Annotated in this window: 17 protein-coding genes and 1 tRNA gene; 12 read left to right on the forward strand and 6 right to left on the reverse strand. The window is 69.0% G+C overall.

Annotation, left to right across the window (positions count from 1 at the left end):
• Positions 1-35: 35 nt before the first annotated feature.
• The 5 genes from BEP68_RS10460 (at position 36) to BEP68_RS10480 (ending at position 3,991) form a co-directional block, all read left to right on the forward strand.
• The gene (locus BEP68_RS10460) at positions 36-1,037 is read left to right on the forward strand and encodes a carbohydrate ABC transporter permease (RefSeq protein ID WP_053098763.1); all 1,002 of its coding nucleotides are present in this window, start codon (positions 36-38) and stop codon (positions 1,035-1,037) included.
• Complete coding sequence (locus BEP68_RS10465; RefSeq protein WP_187249935.1) at positions 1,034-1,975, forward strand: carbohydrate ABC transporter permease; 942 nt, start codon at positions 1,034-1,036, stop codon at positions 1,973-1,975. The genes BEP68_RS10460 and BEP68_RS10465 overlap by 4 nt, the downstream gene beginning before the upstream one ends.
• A 2-nt stretch (positions 1,976-1,977) precedes the next feature.
• Entirely contained in the window at positions 1,978-2,655 is a 678-nt protein-coding gene (locus tag BEP68_RS10470; protein WP_187249936.1) for a hypothetical protein, read from the forward strand.
• Between the two features lie 42 nt (positions 2,656-2,697).
• Positions 2,698-3,699, forward strand: coding sequence for a LacI family DNA-binding transcriptional regulator (locus tag BEP68_RS10475; RefSeq protein WP_056276845.1), 1,002 nt, complete (start codon positions 2,698-2,700; stop codon positions 3,697-3,699).
• Positions 3,700-3,902: 203 nt separating this feature from the next.
• A tRNA-Ser gene (locus tag BEP68_RS10480) sits at positions 3,903-3,991 on the forward strand.
• Positions 3,992-4,028: 37 nt separating this feature from the next.
• Here the strand turns inward: BEP68_RS10480 and BEP68_RS10485 are convergent.
• Positions 4,029-6,653, reverse strand: coding sequence for an excinuclease ABC subunit UvrA (locus BEP68_RS10485; RefSeq protein WP_187249937.1), 2,625 nt, complete (start codon positions 6,651-6,653; stop codon positions 4,029-4,031).
• 228 nt (positions 6,654-6,881) lie between these two features.
• Between BEP68_RS10485 and BEP68_RS10490 the strand changes: the two genes are divergently transcribed.
• From BEP68_RS10490 to BEP68_RS10500, 3 genes are all read left to right on the forward strand, one after another.
• A complete protein-coding gene (locus BEP68_RS10490) occupies positions 6,882-7,922 on the forward strand; it encodes an aldo/keto reductase (RefSeq protein ID WP_187249938.1) in 1,041 nt (346 codons plus the stop codon).
• A gap of 99 nt (positions 7,923-8,021) precedes the next feature.
• Positions 8,022-8,678 carry a GntR family transcriptional regulator gene (locus tag BEP68_RS10495; protein WP_187249939.1) on the forward strand — a complete coding sequence of 219 codons (657 nt, stop codon included), beginning with the start codon at positions 8,022-8,024 and terminating at the stop codon, positions 8,676-8,678.
• 38 nt (positions 8,679-8,716) lie between these two features.
• On the forward strand, positions 8,717-9,691 hold the full coding sequence (locus tag BEP68_RS10500; RefSeq protein WP_187249940.1) for an NAD-dependent epimerase/dehydratase family protein: 975 nt from the start codon (positions 8,717-8,719) through the stop codon (positions 9,689-9,691).
• Positions 9,692-9,700: 9 nt separating this feature from the next.
• Here BEP68_RS10500 and BEP68_RS10505 read toward each other — a convergent pair whose 3' ends face one another.
• From BEP68_RS10505 to BEP68_RS10515, 3 genes are read right to left on the reverse strand one after another with little or no spacing between them, the layout of a single operon-like run.
• Positions 9,701-10,096, reverse strand: a complete 396-nt coding sequence (locus tag BEP68_RS10505; RefSeq protein WP_053098770.1) for a VOC family protein — start codon at positions 10,094-10,096, stop codon at positions 9,701-9,703.
• A 39-nt stretch (positions 10,097-10,135) separates the two neighbouring features.
• On the reverse strand, positions 10,136-11,074 hold the full coding sequence (locus BEP68_RS10510; RefSeq protein WP_187249941.1) for an NAD(P)-dependent oxidoreductase: 939 nt from the start codon (positions 11,072-11,074) through the stop codon (positions 10,136-10,138).
• A 22-nt stretch (positions 11,075-11,096) separates the two neighbouring features.
• The gene (locus BEP68_RS10515; protein ID WP_053098772.1) at positions 11,097-12,080 is read right to left on the reverse strand and encodes a LacI family DNA-binding transcriptional regulator; all 984 of its coding nucleotides are present in this window, start codon (positions 12,078-12,080) and stop codon (positions 11,097-11,099) included.
• Positions 12,081-12,179: 99 nt separating this feature from the next.
• Here BEP68_RS10515 and BEP68_RS10520 point away from each other — a divergent pair, with 99 nt between their 5' ends.
• Genes BEP68_RS10520 through BEP68_RS10530 form a run of 3 tightly spaced genes read left to right on the forward strand, consistent with a single transcriptional unit; the run spans position 12,180 to position 15,096 of the window.
• A complete protein-coding gene (locus tag BEP68_RS10520; protein ID WP_187249942.1) occupies positions 12,180-13,310 on the forward strand; it encodes a Gfo/Idh/MocA family protein in 1,131 nt (376 codons plus the stop codon).
• Positions 13,307-14,038 carry a cupin domain-containing protein gene (locus BEP68_RS10525; RefSeq protein WP_157538080.1) on the forward strand — a complete coding sequence of 244 codons (732 nt, stop codon included), beginning with the start codon at positions 13,307-13,309 and terminating at the stop codon, positions 14,036-14,038. The genes BEP68_RS10520 and BEP68_RS10525 overlap by 4 nt, the downstream gene beginning before the upstream one ends.
• Positions 14,035-15,096 (forward strand): Gfo/Idh/MocA family protein, encoded by a 1,062-nt coding sequence (locus tag BEP68_RS10530; RefSeq protein ID WP_187249943.1) that lies wholly within the window; start codon positions 14,035-14,037, stop codon positions 15,094-15,096. Before BEP68_RS10525 ends, BEP68_RS10530 begins: the two co-directional genes overlap by 4 nt.
• Before the next feature lie 136 nt (positions 15,097-15,232).
• On the opposite strand, the gene xylB is transcribed toward BEP68_RS10530, so the two are convergent.
• Entirely contained in the window at positions 15,233-16,519 is a 1,287-nt protein-coding gene (xylB, locus tag BEP68_RS10535; protein WP_187249944.1) for a xylulokinase, read from the reverse strand.
• Positions 16,520-16,524: 5 nt separating this feature from the next.
• The gene (gene xylA, locus BEP68_RS10540) at positions 16,525-17,712 is read right to left on the reverse strand and encodes a xylose isomerase (protein ID WP_056276871.1); all 1,188 of its coding nucleotides are present in this window, start codon (positions 17,710-17,712) and stop codon (positions 16,525-16,527) included.
• Positions 17,713-17,798: 86 nt separating this feature from the next.
• Between xylA and BEP68_RS10545 the strand changes: the two genes are divergently transcribed.
• Positions 17,799-18,968, forward strand: coding sequence for an ROK family transcriptional regulator (locus BEP68_RS10545; protein ID WP_053098778.1), 1,170 nt, complete (start codon positions 17,799-17,801; stop codon positions 18,966-18,968).
• Positions 18,969-19,004 lie beyond the last annotated feature (36 nt).

Genomic DNA, 19,004 nt, shown 5'->3' on the forward strand with positions numbered 1-19,004 from the left:
CCCACCGCATCCCATCCACTTCGGAAGGAGCTGTCATGAGCACGACGGCGACCAGGACGATCGTCACGGGCAAGAAGTCCGGGCGAGGGCGGGCGCTGCGCAGCGGCCGCCGCCCCGAGAACGAACTCGCGCGGCCGGGCCAGCGCGCACGTCTGCGGCGTGAGACGGCGACCGGCTATGCGTTCCTCACCCCGTGGCTCATCGGCTTCTTCGGTCTCACCGCCGTGCCGATGATCTACTCCCTGTACCTCTCCTTCACGAAGTACAACATCTTCCAGCCGCCCAAGTGGATCGGGCTGGACAACTACATCCGACTCTTCACGAGCGACCCGAACTTCATCCAGTCGGCGCAGATCACCCTCGTCTACGTCTTCATCGGCACTCCGATCACCCTCGCGGCCGCCCTCGGCGTTGCGATGCTCCTGAACTACCGCGACAAGGGCGCCGGCTTCTTCCGCTCCGCCTTCTACGCGCCGTCCCTCATCGGCGGCTCGGTCTCGGTCGCCATCGTGTGGCGGGCCATGTTCTCCTCCGACGGTCCGGTCGACAGCGGTCTGCAGATCTTCGGCGTGGATCTCGGCGGATGGATCGGCAACCCGAGCCTCGTGCTCCCGATGATGATCCTGCTCGCCGTCTGGCAGTTCGGAGCCACGATGGTGATCTTCCTCGCGGGTCTCAAGCAGATCCCCAAGGAGCTGTACGAGGCCGCAGAGATGGACGGCGCGAACGCCTACCGTCGGTTCCGCGCGGTGACGATCCCGATGCTCTCCCCGGTGATGTTCTTCAACCTGCTGCTCGGTCTCATCGGCGCGTTCCAGGTGTTCGCCTCGGCGTACATCATCTCGAACGGCACCGGCGGCCCCGCCGGCATGACGAACTTCATCACCGTGTACCTGTACAAGCGAGGGTTCTCCGACGGACAGATGGGCTACGCGGCCGCGATCGCGTGGGTCCTGCTCGTCGTCGTCGCGATCATCGCCTTCATCCTCTTCCGCACTCAGAGGTCGTGGGTGCACTACTCGGGAGACGACAAATGAGCACCTCCAATCAGGCGACCACGTCCGGCGCCGCATCCACTCCGGTCTTCGCCGCGCAGCAGACGACGCCCGTCGGTCCGTCCGCCCCGCGTCGCCGCATCAAGCGCAAGACCTGGCAGACCGTCATCTGGTTCATCGGTCTCCTCGTGCTCACCGCGGTGGTGCTCTACCCGCTGCTGTGGCTGTTCCTGTCGACGTTCAAGCCGAACTCCGAGTTCGGTCAGAACCCCGGTCTGCTGCCGCAGGCGCCGACGCTCGACAACTACGGGAAGGTCATGGAGGGCATCGCCGGAGTGCCGATGTGGCGCTTCTTCCTGAACTCGCTGATCCTCGCGGTCTCGGCCGTCGTCGGCACGGTGCTCTCGTCGGCGCTCGCCGCCTACGCCTTCGCACGAGTGCAGTTCAAGGGACTCGGCGTGCTGTTCGCCGCGATGATCGGCACGCTGCTGCTGCCGTTCCACGTCGTGATCATCCCGCAGTACATCATCTTCAACCAGCTCGGATGGGTCGACACCTTCATCCCGCTGATCCTGCCGAAGTTCCTCGCCACCGAGGCGTTCTTCGTCTTCCTTCTCGTGCAGTTCATCCGCCAGATGCCTCGCGACATGGATGAAGCGGCGCGCATCGACGGAGCAGGCCACCTGCGGATCTTCTGGTCGATCATCCTGCCGCTCATCAAGCCCGCCCTGATCACCTGCGCGATCTTCTCGTTCATCTGGGCGTGGAACGACTTCCTCGGCCCGCTGCTCTACCTGACGAGCCCCGAGAACTACCCGCTGCCGATCGCGCTGCGCCTCTACAACGACCAGACCTCGTCGTCCGACTACGGCGCGACGGTCACGGCGTCGTTCGTGGCGCTCGTGCCGGTGCTGCTGTTCTTCGTGGTCTTCCAGCGCTTCCTCGTCGACGGAGTCGCCACGCAGGGACTGAAGGGCTAGTCATGTCGGTCATCAACGCAGAGCGTCGGGCGCACCGGGCGGCGAAGCGCGAGGCGCGGTCGGGCGCCGGCCCGACGGTCGCCGGTGTCGAGCCCGGGGTCAACCCCGGAGCGACCGCCAAGTTCGGTCTGTTCGGCGAGGTGCTCACGGTCGGGCTGCTGATGACGATCATCGCCCTCGGCGTCGTCACGCTGCCGATCGCCCTGGCTGCCGGCATCCGTCACCTGCGTCGCTTCGTCGCCGCGGAGGACTCGCGCACGGCCCTGTTCTGGGACGACGTGCGCACCGGCATCCTGCCCTCGCTCCGCGTCGGGGTGCCGGCGGCGCTGATCGCCGCCGTGCTCACGGTCGACGTCGTGCTCGCAGGCTCGGGCGCACTGCCCGGTGGCGATATCATCGCGGTCATCGGCTGGGCGGGGCTGCTCGCTCTCGCGGTCGCCGTGCTGCTCGCCGCCGGCGCCTGGTCGCCGTCGACCGGGTGGACCGCCGCGGTGCGCGCGGTGCCGGGGATGATCACAGCGGATGCCGCCGGAGCCGCGTACATCGCGGCCGCGGCCGTCTTCACCGGCGTCGTGACCTGGGCGCTCGCGCCCCTGTTCATCGCGGGCATCGGCTGCGCGGCGCTCGCCGTCGTCGCGGTTCCGGGGCGTCGCCGGCGCGGAGTTCACCCCGCGGAATGAGAAGGTAGTCGTGGCGCACGCGCGGACGGACGGAGGCAGGCCATGGCGGTAGGGGTGAAGGACGTGGCGGCTGCGGCCGGCGTCTCGGTCGGCACCGTCTCGAACGTGCTCAATCAGCCCGAGCGCGTGTCCGCCAAGACGGTCGAGCGCGTGCAGCGGGTGATCCAGGAACTCGGCTTCGTGCGCAACGACGCCGCCAGGCAGCTGCGCGCGGGTCGCAGCCGCAGCATCGGACTCGTGGTGCCCGACATCGGCAACCCGTTCTTCGCCGAGGTCGTGCGCGGCGCGGAGGACCGGGCAGCGGATGCCGGCATGACGGTGCTGCTCGGCAACAGCGACGAGCGAGATGAGCGCCAGGTCGCGCACCTCGAGCTCTTCCAGGAGCAGCGGGTCAACGGCGTGCTGCTCACACCCGCCACCGACGACCTCTCGGCCGTGCATCGATTCGCCGCGGGCGGCATGCCGGTGATCCTCGTCGACCGCGAGGTGGAGGAGGGGCTGCTGCCGTCGGTCTCGGTCGATGACGTCGAAGGCGGACGCCTGGCTGCCGATCACCTGCTGGCTTCGGGACGTCGCCGGCTGGCATTCGTCGGAGGACCGCAGTCGGTGCAGCAGGTCGCCGATCGTCTGCGCGGCGTGCAGGCGGCCGTCGCCGCTCACCCCGATGTCACTCTCGAGATCTTCGAGCAGTCCGCGCTCACGGTGCTCCAGGGCAGGGCTGCGGGCGAGGCCATCGCGGCGCGTGGGCCTGAATCGCGCCCGGATGCCGTCTTCGCCGCGAACGACCTGCTCGCCGTCGGGCTGCTGCAGGCGTTCAGCTTCGGCTCCGGCATCCGTGTGCCACAGGACATCGCCATGGTCGGCTATGACGACATCGACTTCGCCTCGGCGACCGTCGTGCCGCTGAGCTCCGTGCGCCAGCCCGCCAGGCTGCTCGGCTGGACCGGGGTGGATCTGCTGCTGAAGGAGCTCGACGGCGTCGAGCACGACCGTCGCGTGCGGTTCCAGCCCGAACTCGTGGTGCGCGAATCGAGCGCCGGCTGAGGGATCGTCTCGGGTCACGCGCCGTCACCCGTGCCGTGTGCATGACCGGAGCACGGATGCGGGAGCATCCGTCGGGTCTCGTCCTGCAGATGTGCTTTCGTCCTGCAGGCGGCCCGGCCGAGGACCCTGAGCCCCGATTCGTTCCAGCCACGGGAACCCGTTATGATTGCAAGGTGCATCCGCTCTTCACGGTTCGGATGCCTGGAGACGTCGCATAGTCCGGCCGAGTGCACCACCCTGCTAAGGTGGAGTCCCCTCACGGGGACCAGGGGTTCAAATCCCCTCGTCTCCGCAGAAAGAATCCCTGCCTCGGCAGGGATTTTCTGTTCTCAGGCGCTGACTCCGAGTTCCTGAGCCGCGATGGCATCCGCGAGGTACGACGCCGTGGTGCTTCCGCTCGCGGAGGCGACGGAACGCGGAGTTCCCTGCGCCACGACAGTGCCGCCGAGCTCTCCGGCTCCCGGTCCCATGTCGATCACCCAGTCGGCCTGTGCGACCACGCGCATGTCGTGCTCGACCATCACGACCGTGTTGCCGGCGTCGACGAGATGCTGAAGATGGACGAGCAGCCGATCGGTGTCCGACGGATGCAGTCCTGAGGTGGGCTCATCGAGCAGGTAGAGGGTGTCGCCGTGCTGGGCGCGCCGCAGTTCGGACGCCAGCTTCACGCGCTGCGCCTCGCCGCCGGAGAGCTCGGTCGCCGACTGGCCCAGCGGCAGATACCCGAGCCCCACGTCGAGGAGGGCATCGAGATGTCGCGCGACGTCGGCATCGTCCTCGAAGAGGACACGCGCGTCGTTCACGCTCAGGGCGAGGACGTCGGCGATGGTGTGCCCGTGGAGCTCGATCTCGAGGGTCTCCGGGTTGTAGCGCGTGCCGCCGCAGGTGCCGCAGGGGGCGTGGACGGTGGGGAGGAAGAGCAGCTCCACCTCGACCGTGCCCTCGCCCTTGCAGGTGGGGCATCTCCCGCTCGCCAGGTTGAACGAGAACCGGCTCGCGGCGTAGCGCCTCCGACGCGCTTCCGGTGTCGCGGCGAACAGCGCGCGGACGCGGTCGAAGAGCCCGGTGTACGTCGCCACGTTCGATCGAGAGGTGCGGCCGATCGGCTTCTGACTGACCTGCACCACGCGTCGCACGCGGTCGGCGGGGCCGGAGGCGCGACCCGTCGTGTGGGCGATCGGTGCGGAGAACAGCGGATCAGCTGCTGCGCTGCCCTGCTCTTCCCTCGTCGACGTGTCGGTCGACGAGCCGTCCACCTCGCTGGAGAGGCTGCTCTGCAGCAGGTCGGGCAGGGCCTGGGTGACGAGAGACGACTTGCCCGAACCGGAGACGCCCGTGACGGCGGTGAGGCAGCCGAGGGGGATCGACACCGAGACGCTGCGGAGATTGTTCCGCGAGACGTCGACGAGCACGAGTTCGGCGTCGGGCTCGCGAGGGGCCCGCCGCTGTGCCGTCGGCTGCTCGGCCCGCAGGTCGTCGGCGAACAGATATCGTCTCGTCTGGGAGCGCTCCGCGTCCCGCAGCCCATCGATCGGGCCGGAATAGACGATCTCACCGCCGGTGGATCCCGCTCCGGGGCCGATGTCGACGATCCAGTCCGCATGCCGGATCACGTCGAGGGAGTGCTCGACGAAGAAGACCGTGTTTCCGGAGTCTCGCAACGAGCGGAGGATGCGCACGAGCGCTTCGCCGTCGGCGGGGTGGAGGCCGGCAGACGGCTCGTCGAGCACGAACATGACCCCGAACAGCTGTGACAGCACCTGGGTCGCGAGCCGCATACGCTGCAGCTCACCCGACGAGAGCGTCGGGGTCGAGCGATCCAGCGAGAGGTAGCCCAGACCGAGCTCGATGATGGGGGAGATCCGATCGCGCAGCTCGTCGACCAGCCGGTGCGCCGCGAGGTTCTTCTCGGGTGGGAGCGCTTCGCCACCGGCACCGGGGGCATCCGTTCCGTTGCCGGAGGAGTCGAGTGCCGTCTCGAGGAGTGCCTCGAGGTCCGCGAGTGGCATCGCGGCCATCTCGGTGATGTCGAGACCGGCGAACGTCACGGCGAGCGCCTCGGGCTTCAGGCGGCGTCCGTCGCACATCGGGCAGCGGACGCTGACCATGAAGCTCGCCGCCTTCTCGCGCATCTTCGCGCTCTTCGAGTTGGCGAAGGTGTTGAGCACGTACTGCCTCACGCCGACGAACGTGCTCATGTACGAGGGCTCGATGCCGGCCGCGACGGCCTTGCGCACCTGCGCCGGGCCGCGGTCGGTGAACACCGGAACCTGAGGCGACTCCTCGGTGTAGAGCACCCACTGACGCTGCTTCTCAGGCAGATCGCGCCACGGGATGTCGATGTCGTAGCCGAGCGATATCAGGCTGTCGATGAGCTGCTTGCCGTGCCAGGCGCGCGGCCAGGCGTCGAGCGCACGGTCGCGGATCGACAGCGACTCGTCGGGGACCATGAGGTGCAGCGGCACGTCGTACACCTGCCCGATCCCGTGGCAGCGCGGGCACGCGCCCTGCACGGTGTTCGCGGAGAAGTCCTCGGCGAACAGCGGCTCCGCCCCACTGGGGTATGTGCCCACTCGCGAGAACAGCATGCGGATGACGTTGCCGATCGACGTGGCGCTGCCGACGGTCGATCGAGCGCTTCCCGCGGTGCGCTGCTGGGGGAGGGCCACCGCCGGAGGCAGCCCGCCGATGGCGTCGACGTCGGGGATGTCGACCTGGCTCATCAGGCGCCTCGCGTAGGGCGCCACCGACTCGAAGTACCGACGCTGCGCCTCGGCGTACAGCGTGCCGAATGCGAGGGAGCTCTTGCCCGAGCCGGAGACGCCGGTGAAGGCCACGAGGGCGTCGCGGGGTATCGCGACGCTCACGTCGCGAAGATTGTGCACCCGTGCTCCGGTCACGACGATGGCGTTCGACGTGCCGGACAGCTTCGACGGTGGGGTGCCGCCCATCATGGACCTCTTCTCGTTTCCCGCGGGGAGCGGGGGTGAATGCGATGATCGCCGTCTCTCCGTCACGCTACCCCGACCGTCGGACTTCGTCGGTGTGGTTGACAGCGGTCGGTCGGGCCTGCGAGCGCGGACACCCGTATGCCGGCGCAGCATGCATCGGAGTCCTGGTTCCGCTGTGCGAGAAAGCGCTATCCTGAAGCTCTTCCCGCCTCGGATCCAGGAGCGTCCCTCATGCCCCTCGCCGCCGATGACCCCCGCCTGACGCATGCCTACGAGGCTGCGGCCACCCGCTACACCGACGTGCCGTTCCAACGCGCAGGCTCCAGCGGGGTGAAGCTGCCGAAGGTGTCGCTCGGACTCTGGCAGAACTTCGGTCGTGACCGCACCTTCGACAGTCAGCGCGAGATCGTGCTGCACGCGTTCGACCGCGGTGTCGTGCACATCGACCTCGCGAACAACTACGGCCCGCCGTACGGGTCCGCCGAGTCGACGTTCGGCGCCGTTCTCGACAGCGGGCTCGCCCGCTACCGAGACGAGCTGTTCGTCACGACCAAGGCCGGCTACGACATGTGGCCGGGGCCGTTCGGCGACGGCGGATCGCGCAAGTACCTCATGCGCTCGCTCGAGCAGAGTCTGCAGCGCATGAACACCGACTACGTCGACGTGTTCTACTCGCACCGCCCCGACCCCGAGACCCCGCTGGAGGAGACGGTCGCGGCGCTCGCCGACATCGTGCGCAGCGGCAAGGCGCTGTACGTGGGCATCTCGAACTACCCGGCCGAGCTGGCGCGTCGCGCGTATCAGCTGCTCGCGGATCAGGGCGTGAGGCTGCTGCTGCACCAGCCGCGGTACTCGCTGTTCGACCGCACTCCCGAGGCCGAGCTGTTCCCGGCGCTGCGCGAGCTGGAGATCGGCAGCGCCGTGTTCTCGCCGCTCGCGCAGGGCCTGCTCACCGGCAAGTACATCGACGGTGACGTCCCGGCCGACTCGCGTGCCGCGAACAGCCATTTCCTGAACGGGTCCGCGCTCACCGACAGCTACCTCGAGCGCATCCGCGGCATCGACCGCGTCGCGAAGGACGCGGGCCTCTCGATTCCCCAGCTCGCCGTCGCGTGGGTGCTGCGGGACTCCGTGGTGACCACCGCGATCATCGGAGCATCGCGCACGGGCCAGATCGACGACGCGGTGGCGGCCAGCCAGGTCGAGCTCTCCGACGACGTCGTCACCGCTCTCGAGGAGTTCGCTGCGGCGCCCGGCGCCAGCGTCGTCTGACTTTTTCCCTGGCGCTGCGTAATATTCCGGGCGGCAGCGAGTCTGTCTAGTGGGGGCCCCTGTCACAGGGGGCGTACACAACGGACCTGGGGAGCACCAATGACCATCGCCTACGCGGATCCACGGACGCACCACTGGACCCATCGCGGTGCCGTGCCACTGCCCGAACTTGCCTTCCAGCACATCCTCGGGGCGATCCTGCGGGGGGACTGCCGGTCGGGCGACACGCTCAACACGATGCGCTTCGCCCGAGAGCTCGACATGTCGCTCAACCCGATCCGCGAAGCGATCATCCGGCTGCGTGACATCGGACTGGTCGAGGTCACTCCCGCGCGCTACACCAAGGTCGCGGACCTCACCGCACCCGAGTCGCGTGCCGCGATCAGCTACGCCGGCGTGCTCGCGGGGACGGCGCTCCGCATGGCACTGCCCACGACTGCGGAAGGTGTCCGCTCCGATCTCGCGGCGTATGCCGAGGAGATCGGTCGCGCGCAGGCCGCACCCGACCGCGACGCCGCGGCCATCGCGTTCCTCACCGCCGTCGACGACCTCGTGCGGCATCCGCGACAGGCGATGCACCTGGTCGAGGCCACGATCCTCGCTCAATGCGCGCTGCAGTTCTCCGAGACTGCGTCCGGAGACGACGAGACGCCCGGGCTGGTCGCTGCGGCCGAAGCCGTCGCCCACGCGATCCGTGCGGAAGATCCGGATGCCGTCGAAGGGGCCGTCCGCGCGCTCTTCGAGCACTTCGCCTAGGCGGCCTCCCCGCCTGACCCGTCGCTAGAGTCGGATGCATGACTGCGACGACGGTGTTGTTCATCGGTGGAACCGGAATCATCTCCTCGGCGGCGAGTGCGCTCGCGGCGTCCCGGGGGATGGAGGTCACTCTGCTGAATCGCGGACAGTCGCAGCGCGAGCCCGCTGACGGCGTCGAGGTGCTGACGGCGGATGTGTCGGATGCAGCAGCGGTCGACGCCGCCCTCGCCGGTCGTGAGTTCGATGTCGTCGCCGACATGATCGCCTTCACGCCGGATCAGGTGCAGCGGGACATCGAGCGCTTCGAGGGCCGGACGGGACAGTACGTCTTCATCAGTTCGGCATCCGCCTACCAGAAGCCGGTCTCTCGTCTTCCGATCACCGAGTCCACACCGCTGCGCAATCCGTACTGGCAGTACTCGCGCGACAAGATCGCCTGCGAGGACCTGCTGACCGCGGCGTACCGGGATCGCGGATTCCCGGTCACGGTGCTGCGGCCTTCGCACACCTACGACAAGTGGACGATCCCGGCGTTCGGAGGGTGGACGGCGATCGACCGCATCCGCCGGGGCGAGGAGATCATCGTCCACGGCGACGGCACGTCGCTGTGGACGCTCACGCACTCGAGCGACTTCGCGGTCGGCTTCGCGGGGCTGCTCGGCAACCCGCTCGCCTACGGCGACACCTTCCAGATCACGAGCGACTTCGTCTACACCTGGAACGAGATCTACGCGATCCTCGGTCGCGCGGCGGGAGCAGAGCCGAAGATCCGGTACGCCACGAGTGCGGCGATCGAGGATGCCGCACCCGACCGCGCCGGGCAGCTCACGGGTGACATGGCGCACTCCGTCGTCTTCGACAACACCAAGGTCCGCCGCCTCGTGCCGGACTTCGCCCCGCTCGTGCCACTGCACACCGCGGCGCGCGAGATCATCGACTGGCACGACGCGCATCCCGAGCTGCAGCGAGTCGACCCGGCCGTGAACGAGCTCTTCGACTCGCTCCTCGCCTGAGAGCGGCGCTCAGCCGGCGGCGAGCACGGCGAGGACGTTGCCGGCGGGGTCCGTGAACCAGGCGATGTCGGGCCCTCGATCGGGACCGCCTCGCAGGATGCCCTTCTCATCGGTGGCGAACTCCGAGTCGTCGTAGATCTTGGTCACGACGCCCCGCTCGTTGAGCTCGTCGACGGCTGCTTCGACGTCGTCCACCGGGAAGTTCAGGATCGTGAAGCTCGCGGGCTCATGGTTCGGCTTGCCGTAGACGAGGATCGATCCGCCGTCGGGCAGGCTGATGTCGAGGAACCCCATGGCATTGGTGGTGACGTCCATGCCGAGGGTGTCGCCGTAGAAGGAGCGGGCGGCGTCGATGTCGTCGACGCTGAACCCGCTGAACGCGTGTGTGGTCTGAAAGGCGGTCATGCCCTCAGCATGCGCCGCTCGCCCCGCGGTGTCCAGACCCTAGGGGTGCACCTGGTTGAGGAGATCATCGCCCGCGAGGAGGCGGGTCACGTTCTGGTCGACCAGGCGTGCCGCTCCGACCGGACGGTTGCCGGCGATGTGAGGGGTGATGAGCAGGTTCGGTGCGTCCCACAGCACGTCGGATGCCGGAAGCGGCTCGGACTTCGCGACATCGATCGCCGCGGCGCGCAGCTGTCCCGACTCCAGCGCCGCGATCAGCGCAGCCTCGTCGACGGTCACACCACGACCGACGTTCACGAACACCGCGCCCGGCTTGAGCGCGAGGAAGAGCTCGGCGTCGAACAGGTCGGCGGTCTCGTCGGTGGCGGGCAGGATCGAGACGAGCACGTCGGTGTCAGCCAGCACGGCGGCTGCATCGGCATCCGAGTGCACCCGATACCCGGATCGCTCTCCGGCGGTGCGGGCGATGCCCTGCACCTCCGCGCCGAGTGCGGTGAGGAACGGCGCGAGCGTCGAGGCGATCGAACCGAATCCCCAGATGGTCACGCGGGCGCCGGACAGCGTGTAGAGCGCGCGAGTGGGCGCGGCGCTCTGCTCCTCGTTGAACGCCTCGTCCCAGACGTGCTCGCGCTGAGCGTCGCGCAGCCGGTCGAGACGTCGAACGGCGCTCAGGATCAGGGTCAGCGCATGCTCGGCGACGGGTCCGTCATGCAGCGAGCGACCGGAGCAGATGCGCACGTCGGCGCCGAACCCGGCGTGGAGAACCGCATCCGCGCCGGAGGCGAGGGCCTGGACGAGACGCAGGCGGGGCAGTGCGCGGGCGGCGGCTTCCCGGAGCCACGACGAGGAGTTGTGCCAGACGACGAGCGCTTCGGCGTCACGGTGCTCGGCGGGAATCTCGGCGTCGATGTCGTAGACGACGGTCTCGACGTCTGCGGTCACCGGCAGCTCGATGGTGTTCGGGATCAGGATCTTCATGTGCGCCTCCAGGTCTCGGCGGTCAGTGGGGAGAATCGGTCGACTCGCGCCAGATGACGGTCAGCAGACCGTCGGGCTTCATCGGCTCATCGCCGCCGCGGACGGCTGCGATCAGACGGTGCATCGAGTAGGCGCCCAGTCTCTCGCGGTCCTGCGACACGCTCGTCAGCGACGGCACGAGGAACGCGCTCTGGGGGTGATCGTCCCACCCCGTGACGGCGACGTCGTCGGGCAGCGTCCATCCGCGTCGTGTCGCCGCTCGGATGGCTCCGGTCGCGATCACGTCGTTGGCGGCGATCACGGCGAGCGGCGGTGCGTCTGCGGGCAGCCTGTCGACGGCGGCCTCGCCGGCGCTGCCGCTCCATTCCTCTCCGAACACACCGAGCGACTCGAGTCCGAGACGCTCGATCGCTTCGAGGTAGGCCGCGCGACGGGCTCGTGCCGACGGGAAGTCGTCGGGGCCGGCCAGATGCACGAATCTCCGATGTCCCTGTGCCGCGAGGCGTTCGATCATCTCGGTGATGGGTCGCGAATCGGTGAATGCGCCGGTCATGTGCATCGCGTCGTCGAACTCGCCGACCGAGAGCACGACGGGGCCGTCGGCGGGGGAGTCGGTGGCGGGCAGCGGCGTGAACGCGAGCACGCCCTCGTACTGCCCCGACCCGATGAGATCGGCGAGGCGATCGTCGCGCGCGGTCGCCTCCTCGGGCAGGCTCACCACCTCCACGACGTAGCCTGCCTCGCGCGCGGCGGAGATCGCGCCGGAGAGCAGAGTGAGCGGATTCATCGTGGCGATCGGCACGACGACGGCGAGGCGGCCGGTGCGCTGGGTGCGCATGGACCGGGCGGCCAGGTTGGGTCGGTAGTTCAGCTCGGATGCTGCGCGAAGCACCCGCTCGCGCGTCGCCTCGGAGATCCCCGGCCGCCCGGTGAAGACGAAAGAGACGGTGGACTGCGAGACCCCGGCGAGGTGGGCGACGTCGTGGCTGGTCGGGCGTTTCTCCACGGCATCCTCCTTTCCGGGCTTGACGTGGCGGGTGTCTGTCTCGATAGTATCTACTACGTCTTAGTAATACGTAGTAACACCTCATCGGGGAGGCAGCGAATGCTCAGGATCGGCATCATCGGCACCGGCGGGATCGCCGACGCGCACATCAGCGGATACCTCGCCTTCGCGGGCGACTGCGAGATCGCCGCGCTCGCCGACGTCATCCCCGGGCGGGCCGCGCAGAAGGCCGAGGCGTTCGGGCTCACGCGGGCGGCGACGTTCGATGATCCGCTCGCGATGATCGCCTCGGGTCTCGTCGACCTGGTGAGCATCGCGACCCCGCCGTCGACGCACGCCTCGCTCGCGACCGCTGCGCTCGATGCCGGCATCCACGTGCTGGTCGAGAAGCCCATGGCTCCGTCCCTCGAGGAGTGCGATGCGATGCTCGCCGCGCAGGAGCGTTCGGGCCGTGTGCTGTCCGTCGTCGCGCAGAACCGATTCCGCGACGATCTCGCCGCGCTGAAGGAGGTCGTCGACTCGGGTCTGCTCGGATCGATCTCGCACGTCCGGGTCGACTCGGCGTGGTGGCGTGGGCTGCCGTACTACGACCTCTGGTGGCGCGGCACTTGGGAGAAAGAGGGGGGCGGCTGCACGCTGAACCACGCCATCCACCACATCGACCTGCTGTTGTGGCTGCTCGGACGCCCGGCCGAGATCACGGCCATGCTCGCCAACGCGCAGCACGACAACGCCGAAGTCGAGGATCTCTCGGTCGCCGTCTTCCGCTACGAACGGGGGCTCGCGCAGCTGACCAGCTCCGTGGTGCACCACGGGGAGGAGCAGGCGATCGTGATCCAGGGGGCGAACGCCCGGGTGTCCCAGCCGTTCTCCGTCGTCGCCGAGCAGTCCCGACGCGACGGATTTCCCGCTGACGGCGGAGACCCCGAGGCCGTCGCACGCATCGAGGAGCTCGTCGCCGGCCGTGCCCCGCTCGCCCACCTCGGGCATGAGGGCCAGATCGGCGACCTGCTCAGCGCGATCCGTGACGGGAGAGTCCCGATCGCCGGCGGACAGGACGGCCGCGATGCGGTCGAGGTGGTGACCGCGATCTACAAGTCCGGCTTCGAGCGCCAGTTCGTCTCGCTGCCGATCACGGCGTCCGATCCCTACTATCGGGCGGGACAGCTGGTGGCGAACGCCCCGCACTTCTTCGAGAAGACCGCGTCGCTCGTGGAGGCGGCGTCGTGACCGCATCCTCGTTCCCCGGCGGCACATCGCTGTCGCACCTCGACGTCTACCCGGATGCCGCGCCGGACGGCATCTGCGGCGGCAGCCCTCACATGCACCTCGTCTCGACCGAGGCCTATGTCGTGATCTCCGGTGAGGGAGCCCTGCAGACGATCGACGCCGCCGGGTTCCATGAGACCCCGCTGAGGTCGGGGTCCGTCGTCTGGTTCACCCCTGGCACCATCCACCGTGCCGTGAACGGCGGCGACCTGCGGGTCGTCGTGCTGATGAGCGACGCCGGACTCCCCGAGGCGGGTGATGCGGTGATGACGTTCCCCGCCGAGATCGTGGGCGACCCCGACGCGTATGCGGCGGCGGCCTCGCTCGGAGACGATGCAGATGAACGCGCCGAGCGAGCGGCCCGACGACGCGATCTCGCCGTGACGGGATTCGAGACGCTGCGGGATGCCGTCTCGGGTGGGGATCACGGCGCGCTCCGCGCGTTCCATGCCGCCGCCGGTGTGCTCGTACGCCACCGCGCCGAGGCGTGGGGCGACCTCGTGCGCCAGGGTCCGCTGGCTCAGGCCGAGCGCTCGGTGGCGCTCGCCGATGCCGTGGCATCCGGTTCGGTGGCGCACCTGGCCGATGCTCGCGTGCACGAAGCCGTACCCTCGGGGGGAGACCGCGGATTCGGCATGTGCGGACGCCTGCGCACCTATGACATGAACCACGAGGAGACCCGGCGATGACCCGCACCTACACCTTCGATCCGCTCCCCGAACCTGTCGTCGCACCCGGCGAGTTCGTCTTCGCCGCGATCGGACTGGACCACGGTCACATCGTCGGCATGGTCGAGCAGCTGATCGAGGCCGGCGCAACCCTTTCGCTGGTCTTCGACGAGGACCCGGTGAAGATCGCCGACTTCCTCGAACGCTTCCCGCAGGCGCGTGCCGCCGCGAGCGAGCGGGAGGTGCTCGACGACTCGGAGGTGCGGCTCGTCGCCAGTGCATCGATCGCGAATCGGCGGGCTCCACTCGGCGTGCGCGTGCTCGACGCGGGCAAGGACTTCTTCGCCGACAAACCCGCCATCACGACGATGCACGACCTGGATGCCGCTCGAGAGGCCGTCGAGCGCACCGGGCGGAAGTTCGCCGTGTACTACGGCGAGCGCGTGCATTCCGAGGCGGCGATCCTCGCCGGCCAGCTGATCGATCGGGGCGCGATCGGCACCGTGCTGCAGGTCGCGTCATTCGGCCCCCATCGCATCGGCACGGGGCGGCCCGACTGGTTCTACGACCCCGAGCAGTACGGCGGCATCATCTGCGACATCGGCAGTCACAACTTCGAGCAGATGCTGTACTACACGGGCGCGACGACCGGCGAGATCGTGAGCTCGACCGTCGCCAACTACGCGCACCCCGACACTCCGGGCCTGCAGGACTTCGGAGACGCCCACGTCGTGCTCGACAACGGCACCACCGGCTACGTGCGCGTCGACTGGTTCACCCCGGCGGGGCTCGACGTCTTCGGCGACGGTCGCACCGTGCTGCTCGGCACCGACGGATACATCGAATTGCGCAAGTACACCGACATCACGACCGACAACGGCGGCGGACAGGTGCTGCTCGTCGATCAGGACGGACAGTTCCGCTTCGACGCGACAGGCAAGACGGGGTTCCCCTTCTTCGGTCAGCTGATCCGCGACTGCATCGACCGCACCGAGCACGCGATGACACAGGCGCACGCCTTCGCGGCGGCGGAGCTGAGCATCATCGCCCAGCGGGACGCCAGGGTGCTGGCCGGCTGACGGCATCCGCCCCGCTCGTGTGCTCGGTCGTTCGGTCGCCCGCTCGGGAGGAGAACTGCGCTTCGGGAGGACGGATGCGGCGAATTCGTCCTCCCGACAAGGAGATCTCCTCCCGACGGGGTGCGTTCCGGCGGGATCAGCCGACGAGCTGTGATGCCTGCCGGGCGGCGCCGAGGGCGACGTACTCGCCGGGCTCGGGCACCTCGACCGGCAGGCCGAGGATCTCCGGCGCGATGCGACGCACGGCCTCCGACTGCGCTCCGCCGCCGATCAGCAGGGCGCGTTCGAGCGGGATGCCGAGATCGCGCAGTGCGTCGAGCCCGGCGCCGAGTCCTCGGAGCATCCCCTCGACGGCGGCGCGGGCGAGGTTCTCCCTCGTCGTCGAGGCGAGTGTCATCCCCGAGAGGGAGGCCGTGGCATCCGGCAGATTCGGGGTGCGCTCGCCCTCGAAGTAGGGGAGCAGAGTGAGGCCGCTCGCGCCGGGGGCGGCCCGCAGCGCGAGGTCGCTGAACTCGCTGTGCGTGACCCCGAGCAGCGCAGCGGTCACGTCGACCACCCGCGCGGCGTTGAGCGTGGCGACGAGAGGCAGGAAGTTGCCCGAGGTGTCGGCGAAGCCCGCGACGGTCCCGGTCGGGTCACTCAGAGGAGTGGTGCTGACGGCGCAGACCGTGCCCGAGGTGCCGATCGACACGACCACATCACCCGGCACGGCGCCGAGTCCGAGCGCGGCGGCCGCGTTGTCACCCGCTCCCGCACCGACGCGCCGGTCGTCGGCATCCGTCACCCACTCGTCGTGGGCGAGCACCCGGGGGAGGATCGCGTCATGGCCGAGCGCCGCCACCAGCAGCTCGCGGTCATAGTCGCCCGTCGACGGGTTCCAGTATCCGGTGCCGGAGGCGTCGGACCGATCGGTCACCAGCTCGTCGAGCACGGGGTTGTCGGGTCCGAACCCGCGCAGACGCCACGTCAGCCAGTCGTGCGGCAGAGCGACGGCGGCGACCCGTGCCGCGTTGTCCGGTTCGTGGTCGCGCAGCCAGCGCAGCTTGGTGATCGTGAACGAGGCGACGGGCACGAGGCCGGTGCGGTCGGCGAGTTCGGACGCACCGAACTCGCCGATCAGATCCTGCGCCGCACCGGCGGAACGTGTGTCGTTCCACAGCAGCGCGTCGCGGATCACCGCGCCCGACTCGTCGAGCGCGACGAGGCCGTGCTGCTGCCCGCCGATCGACCACGCGGCGATGTCGCCGAGCGACCCCGCCTCCGCGATCGCGGCGTTCAGCGCCTGCCACCAGGCTTCGGGGTCGACCGACGTCCCCTCCGGGTGCGACGCGCGACCGGAGCGGACGACCGCCCCGGTCGACGTGTCGACGACGACGACCTTGCACGACTGGGTCGACGAGTCGACCCCGAGAACCAGTGGCATGACGATCAGCGAGCGCCGAGCAGGTGCTCGGTCGCGAGCTGCTGCAGCCGGACGAACCCGAAGCCCTTGCCGCCGAAGTACGAGTTCGCGTCGAAGTCCTCGTATGCCGAGCGATCGGCGAGGAAGTCGTCGTAGCTCTCTCCGGGGTTGAGGGTCGGCGTCGAGAGCTCGTCGACGCGGGCGGCGGCGAGCGCCTCCTGCACCTCGGGGTCGGCGCGGAATGCGGCCGCCCGCTCCTTGAGCAGCAGGTACGTGCGCATGTTCGCGGCGGCCGACTCCCACACGCCCTTCTCGTCTTCGGTGCGGCTCGGCTTGTAGTCGAAGTGACGGGGGCCGTCGTAGGCGGGCACTCCACCGGGGCCGCCGTTCTCGAGCAGATCGACGAGCGAGAAGGCGTTGTGCAGGTCGCCGTGTCCGAAGACGAGGTCCTGGTCGTACTTGATGCCGCGCTGGCCGTTGAGATCGATGTGGAAGAGCTTGCCGTGGAACAGCGCCTGAGCGATGCCCGCGGTGAAGTTGAGTCCTGCCATCTGCTCGTGCCCGACCTCGGGGTTCACGCCGACGAGCTCAGGGCGCTCGAGCGAGTCGATGAAGGCGATGGCGTGGCCCAGCGTCGGCAGCAGGATGTCGCCGCGCGGCTCGTTGGGCTTCGGCTCGATCGCGAAGCGGATGTCGTAGCCCTTGTCGGTGACGTAGTCGCCGAGCAGGTTGACGGCCTCGCGGTAGCGCTCGAGCGCCTGGCGGATGTCCTTGGCGGAGTCGTACTCGGCACCCTCGCGGCCACCCCACATGACGAAGGTCTTGGCCCCGAGCTCGGCACCGAGATCGAGCTGACGGAACACCTTGCGGAGCGCGTAGCGGCGCACGTCGCGGTCGTTCGAGGTGAAACCGCCGTCCTTGAAGATCGGCGCGCTGAAGAGGTTGGTGGTGACCATCGGCACGACGAGGCCGGTGTCGGAGAGCGCACCCTTCAGGCGGTCGATCTGAGTCTGGCGCTCGGCATCGGTCGAGCCGAAGGCGAACAGGTCGTCGTCGTGGAAGGTCAGGCCGTACGCGCCGAGCTCGGCGAGCTTCTCGACGGCGTGCACCACGTCGAGCGCCGGGCGCGTGGGGCCGCCGAACGGGTCGGCGCCGTTGTAGCCGACGGTCCACAGGCCGAAGGAGAACTTGTCGTCACGGGTGGGGGTGGTCATGGCTGCTCCTGTGCAGGTCATCGAATAAGTTGTGATTCACAACATATCTCATGACAGAAGGTGCGTCCACCCCCTACAGTGAAGGGATGCCGACGCAGCCGAGCCCCGCGCTGGGCACCCGCCCGCACAACCTCGCCCTCCTCCTGCGGCTCGTGCACGAGAACGGCGCGCAGTCGAGAGCCGCGCTGACCGAGCAGACCGGGCTCAACCGCTCGACGATCGCCGACCTCGTCGCAGAGCTCGTCAGACGCGGTCTCGTCGACGAGCGCATACCCGACGTACCCGGCCGTGTGGGGCGTCCCTCACCGGTCGTGACGGCGTCGGCTCGCGTCGTCGCCATCGCGGTGAACCCTGAGGTCGACGCGATCGAGATCGCTGCGATCGGCCTCGACCGCAGCATCGTCCTGCGCGAGCGCCTGCCGAACGAGACCGTTCCGACGCCGGATGCGGTGGTGTCGACGATCGCCGATCGCATCGCCGCCTGGCGCGAAGGGGCGCTCGCCGCGGCACGGATCGCGGCGATCGGTGTCGCGGTCCCCGGCCTCGTGCGAACATCCGACGGTGTCGTGCGCAATGCGCCTCATCTCGGCTGGACCGATGTGCCGCTCGCCGATCTCGTCCGTTCGGCGACGGCGTCTGCGGCCTTCGTCGACAACGACGCCACGCTCGGAGCCATCGCCGAGCACCGCTACGGCGCCGGCCGGGGGATCGACGACGTGGTCTACCTGAACGGAGGTGCGTCGGGTATCGGAGGCGGACTGATCATCCACGGGAGGCCGGTCGCCGGGGCGGGTGGGTACGCGGGGGAGTTCGGTCAGAACAGACCCCGGATCTCGGCAGACGCCGACCGCCGCACTCGCGACGGTGTGCTCGAGGCCGAGGTGAGCCGCCGGCTGCTTCTCGATGCGGTCGGCCTCGACTCCGCCGACGATGAGACGCTCGCCGCCGAGCTCTCCGAATCCGACTCTCCGGTGGTGGCCGCCGAGATCACGCGTCAGGCGCATGTGCTCGCGAGCGCGCTGGCCAATGCCGTCAACGTGCTCAATCCTGCTCTCGTGGTGCTGGGCGGATTCCTCGCCACCCTCGCCGATCTGCGGGCGGATCAGATCGTCGACGATGTGACGGCGCTCGCGATGTCGGAGAGCGCCGAGGCGCTCGAGATCCGCCCGGCCGCTCTCGGCGCTGACCGGCTGCTGATCGGCGCGGCCGAGCTGGCATTCGCCGACCTGCTCGCCGATCCGGGCGAGCGGAGCTGACCTCCGAGAGGCGATCGATCGGATCCGACACGGAAA

Origin of the sequence: Microbacterium sp. 4-7 (genome assembly GCF_014332665.1) — a bacterium.
Classification (GTDB): Bacteria; Actinomycetota; Actinomycetes; order Actinomycetales; family Microbacteriaceae; genus Microbacterium.

What these genes read in the sequence shown, in the direction of transcription:
- xylA (WP_056276871.1), bottom strand. Translation starts at nt 17,712, where the DNA reads ATGACCACCCCCACCCGTGACGACAAGTTCTCCTTCGGCCTGTGGACC.
- BEP68_RS10475 (WP_056276845.1), top strand. Translation starts at nt 2,698, where the DNA reads ATGGCGGTAGGGGTGAAGGACGTGGCGGCTGCGGCCGGCGTCTCGGTC.
- BEP68_RS10505 (WP_053098770.1), bottom strand. Translation starts at nt 10,096, where the DNA reads ATGACCGCCTTTCAGACCACACACGCGTTCAGCGGGTTCAGCGTCGAC.
- BEP68_RS10460 (WP_053098763.1), top strand. Translation starts at nt 36, where the DNA reads ATGAGCACGACGGCGACCAGGACGATCGTCACGGGCAAGAAGTCCGGG.
- BEP68_RS10490 (WP_187249938.1), top strand. Translation starts at nt 6,882, where the DNA reads ATGCCCCTCGCCGCCGATGACCCCCGCCTGACGCATGCCTACGAGGCT.
- BEP68_RS10545 (WP_053098778.1), top strand. Translation starts at nt 17,799, where the DNA reads ATGCCGACGCAGCCGAGCCCCGCGCTGGGCACCCGCCCGCACAACCTC.
- BEP68_RS10500 (WP_187249940.1), top strand. Translation starts at nt 8,717, where the DNA reads ATGACTGCGACGACGGTGTTGTTCATCGGTGGAACCGGAATCATCTCC.
- BEP68_RS10465 (WP_187249935.1), top strand. Translation starts at nt 1,034, where the DNA reads ATGAGCACCTCCAATCAGGCGACCACGTCCGGCGCCGCATCCACTCCG.
- BEP68_RS10520 (WP_187249942.1), top strand. Translation starts at nt 12,180, where the DNA reads ATGCTCAGGATCGGCATCATCGGCACCGGCGGGATCGCCGACGCGCAC.
- BEP68_RS10530 (WP_187249943.1), top strand. Translation starts at nt 14,035, where the DNA reads ATGACCCGCACCTACACCTTCGATCCGCTCCCCGAACCTGTCGTCGCA.
- BEP68_RS10510 (WP_187249941.1), bottom strand. Translation starts at nt 11,074, where the DNA reads ATGAAGATCCTGATCCCGAACACCATCGAGCTGCCGGTGACCGCAGAC.
- BEP68_RS10485 (WP_187249937.1), bottom strand. Translation starts at nt 6,653, where the DNA reads ATGATGGGCGGCACCCCACCGTCGAAGCTGTCCGGCACGTCGAACGCC.
- xylB (WP_187249944.1), bottom strand. Translation starts at nt 16,519, where the DNA reads ATGCCACTGGTTCTCGGGGTCGACTCGTCGACCCAGTCGTGCAAGGTC.
- BEP68_RS10470 (WP_187249936.1), top strand. Translation starts at nt 1,978, where the DNA reads ATGTCGGTCATCAACGCAGAGCGTCGGGCGCACCGGGCGGCGAAGCGC.
- BEP68_RS10495 (WP_187249939.1), top strand. Translation starts at nt 8,022, where the DNA reads ATGACCATCGCCTACGCGGATCCACGGACGCACCACTGGACCCATCGC.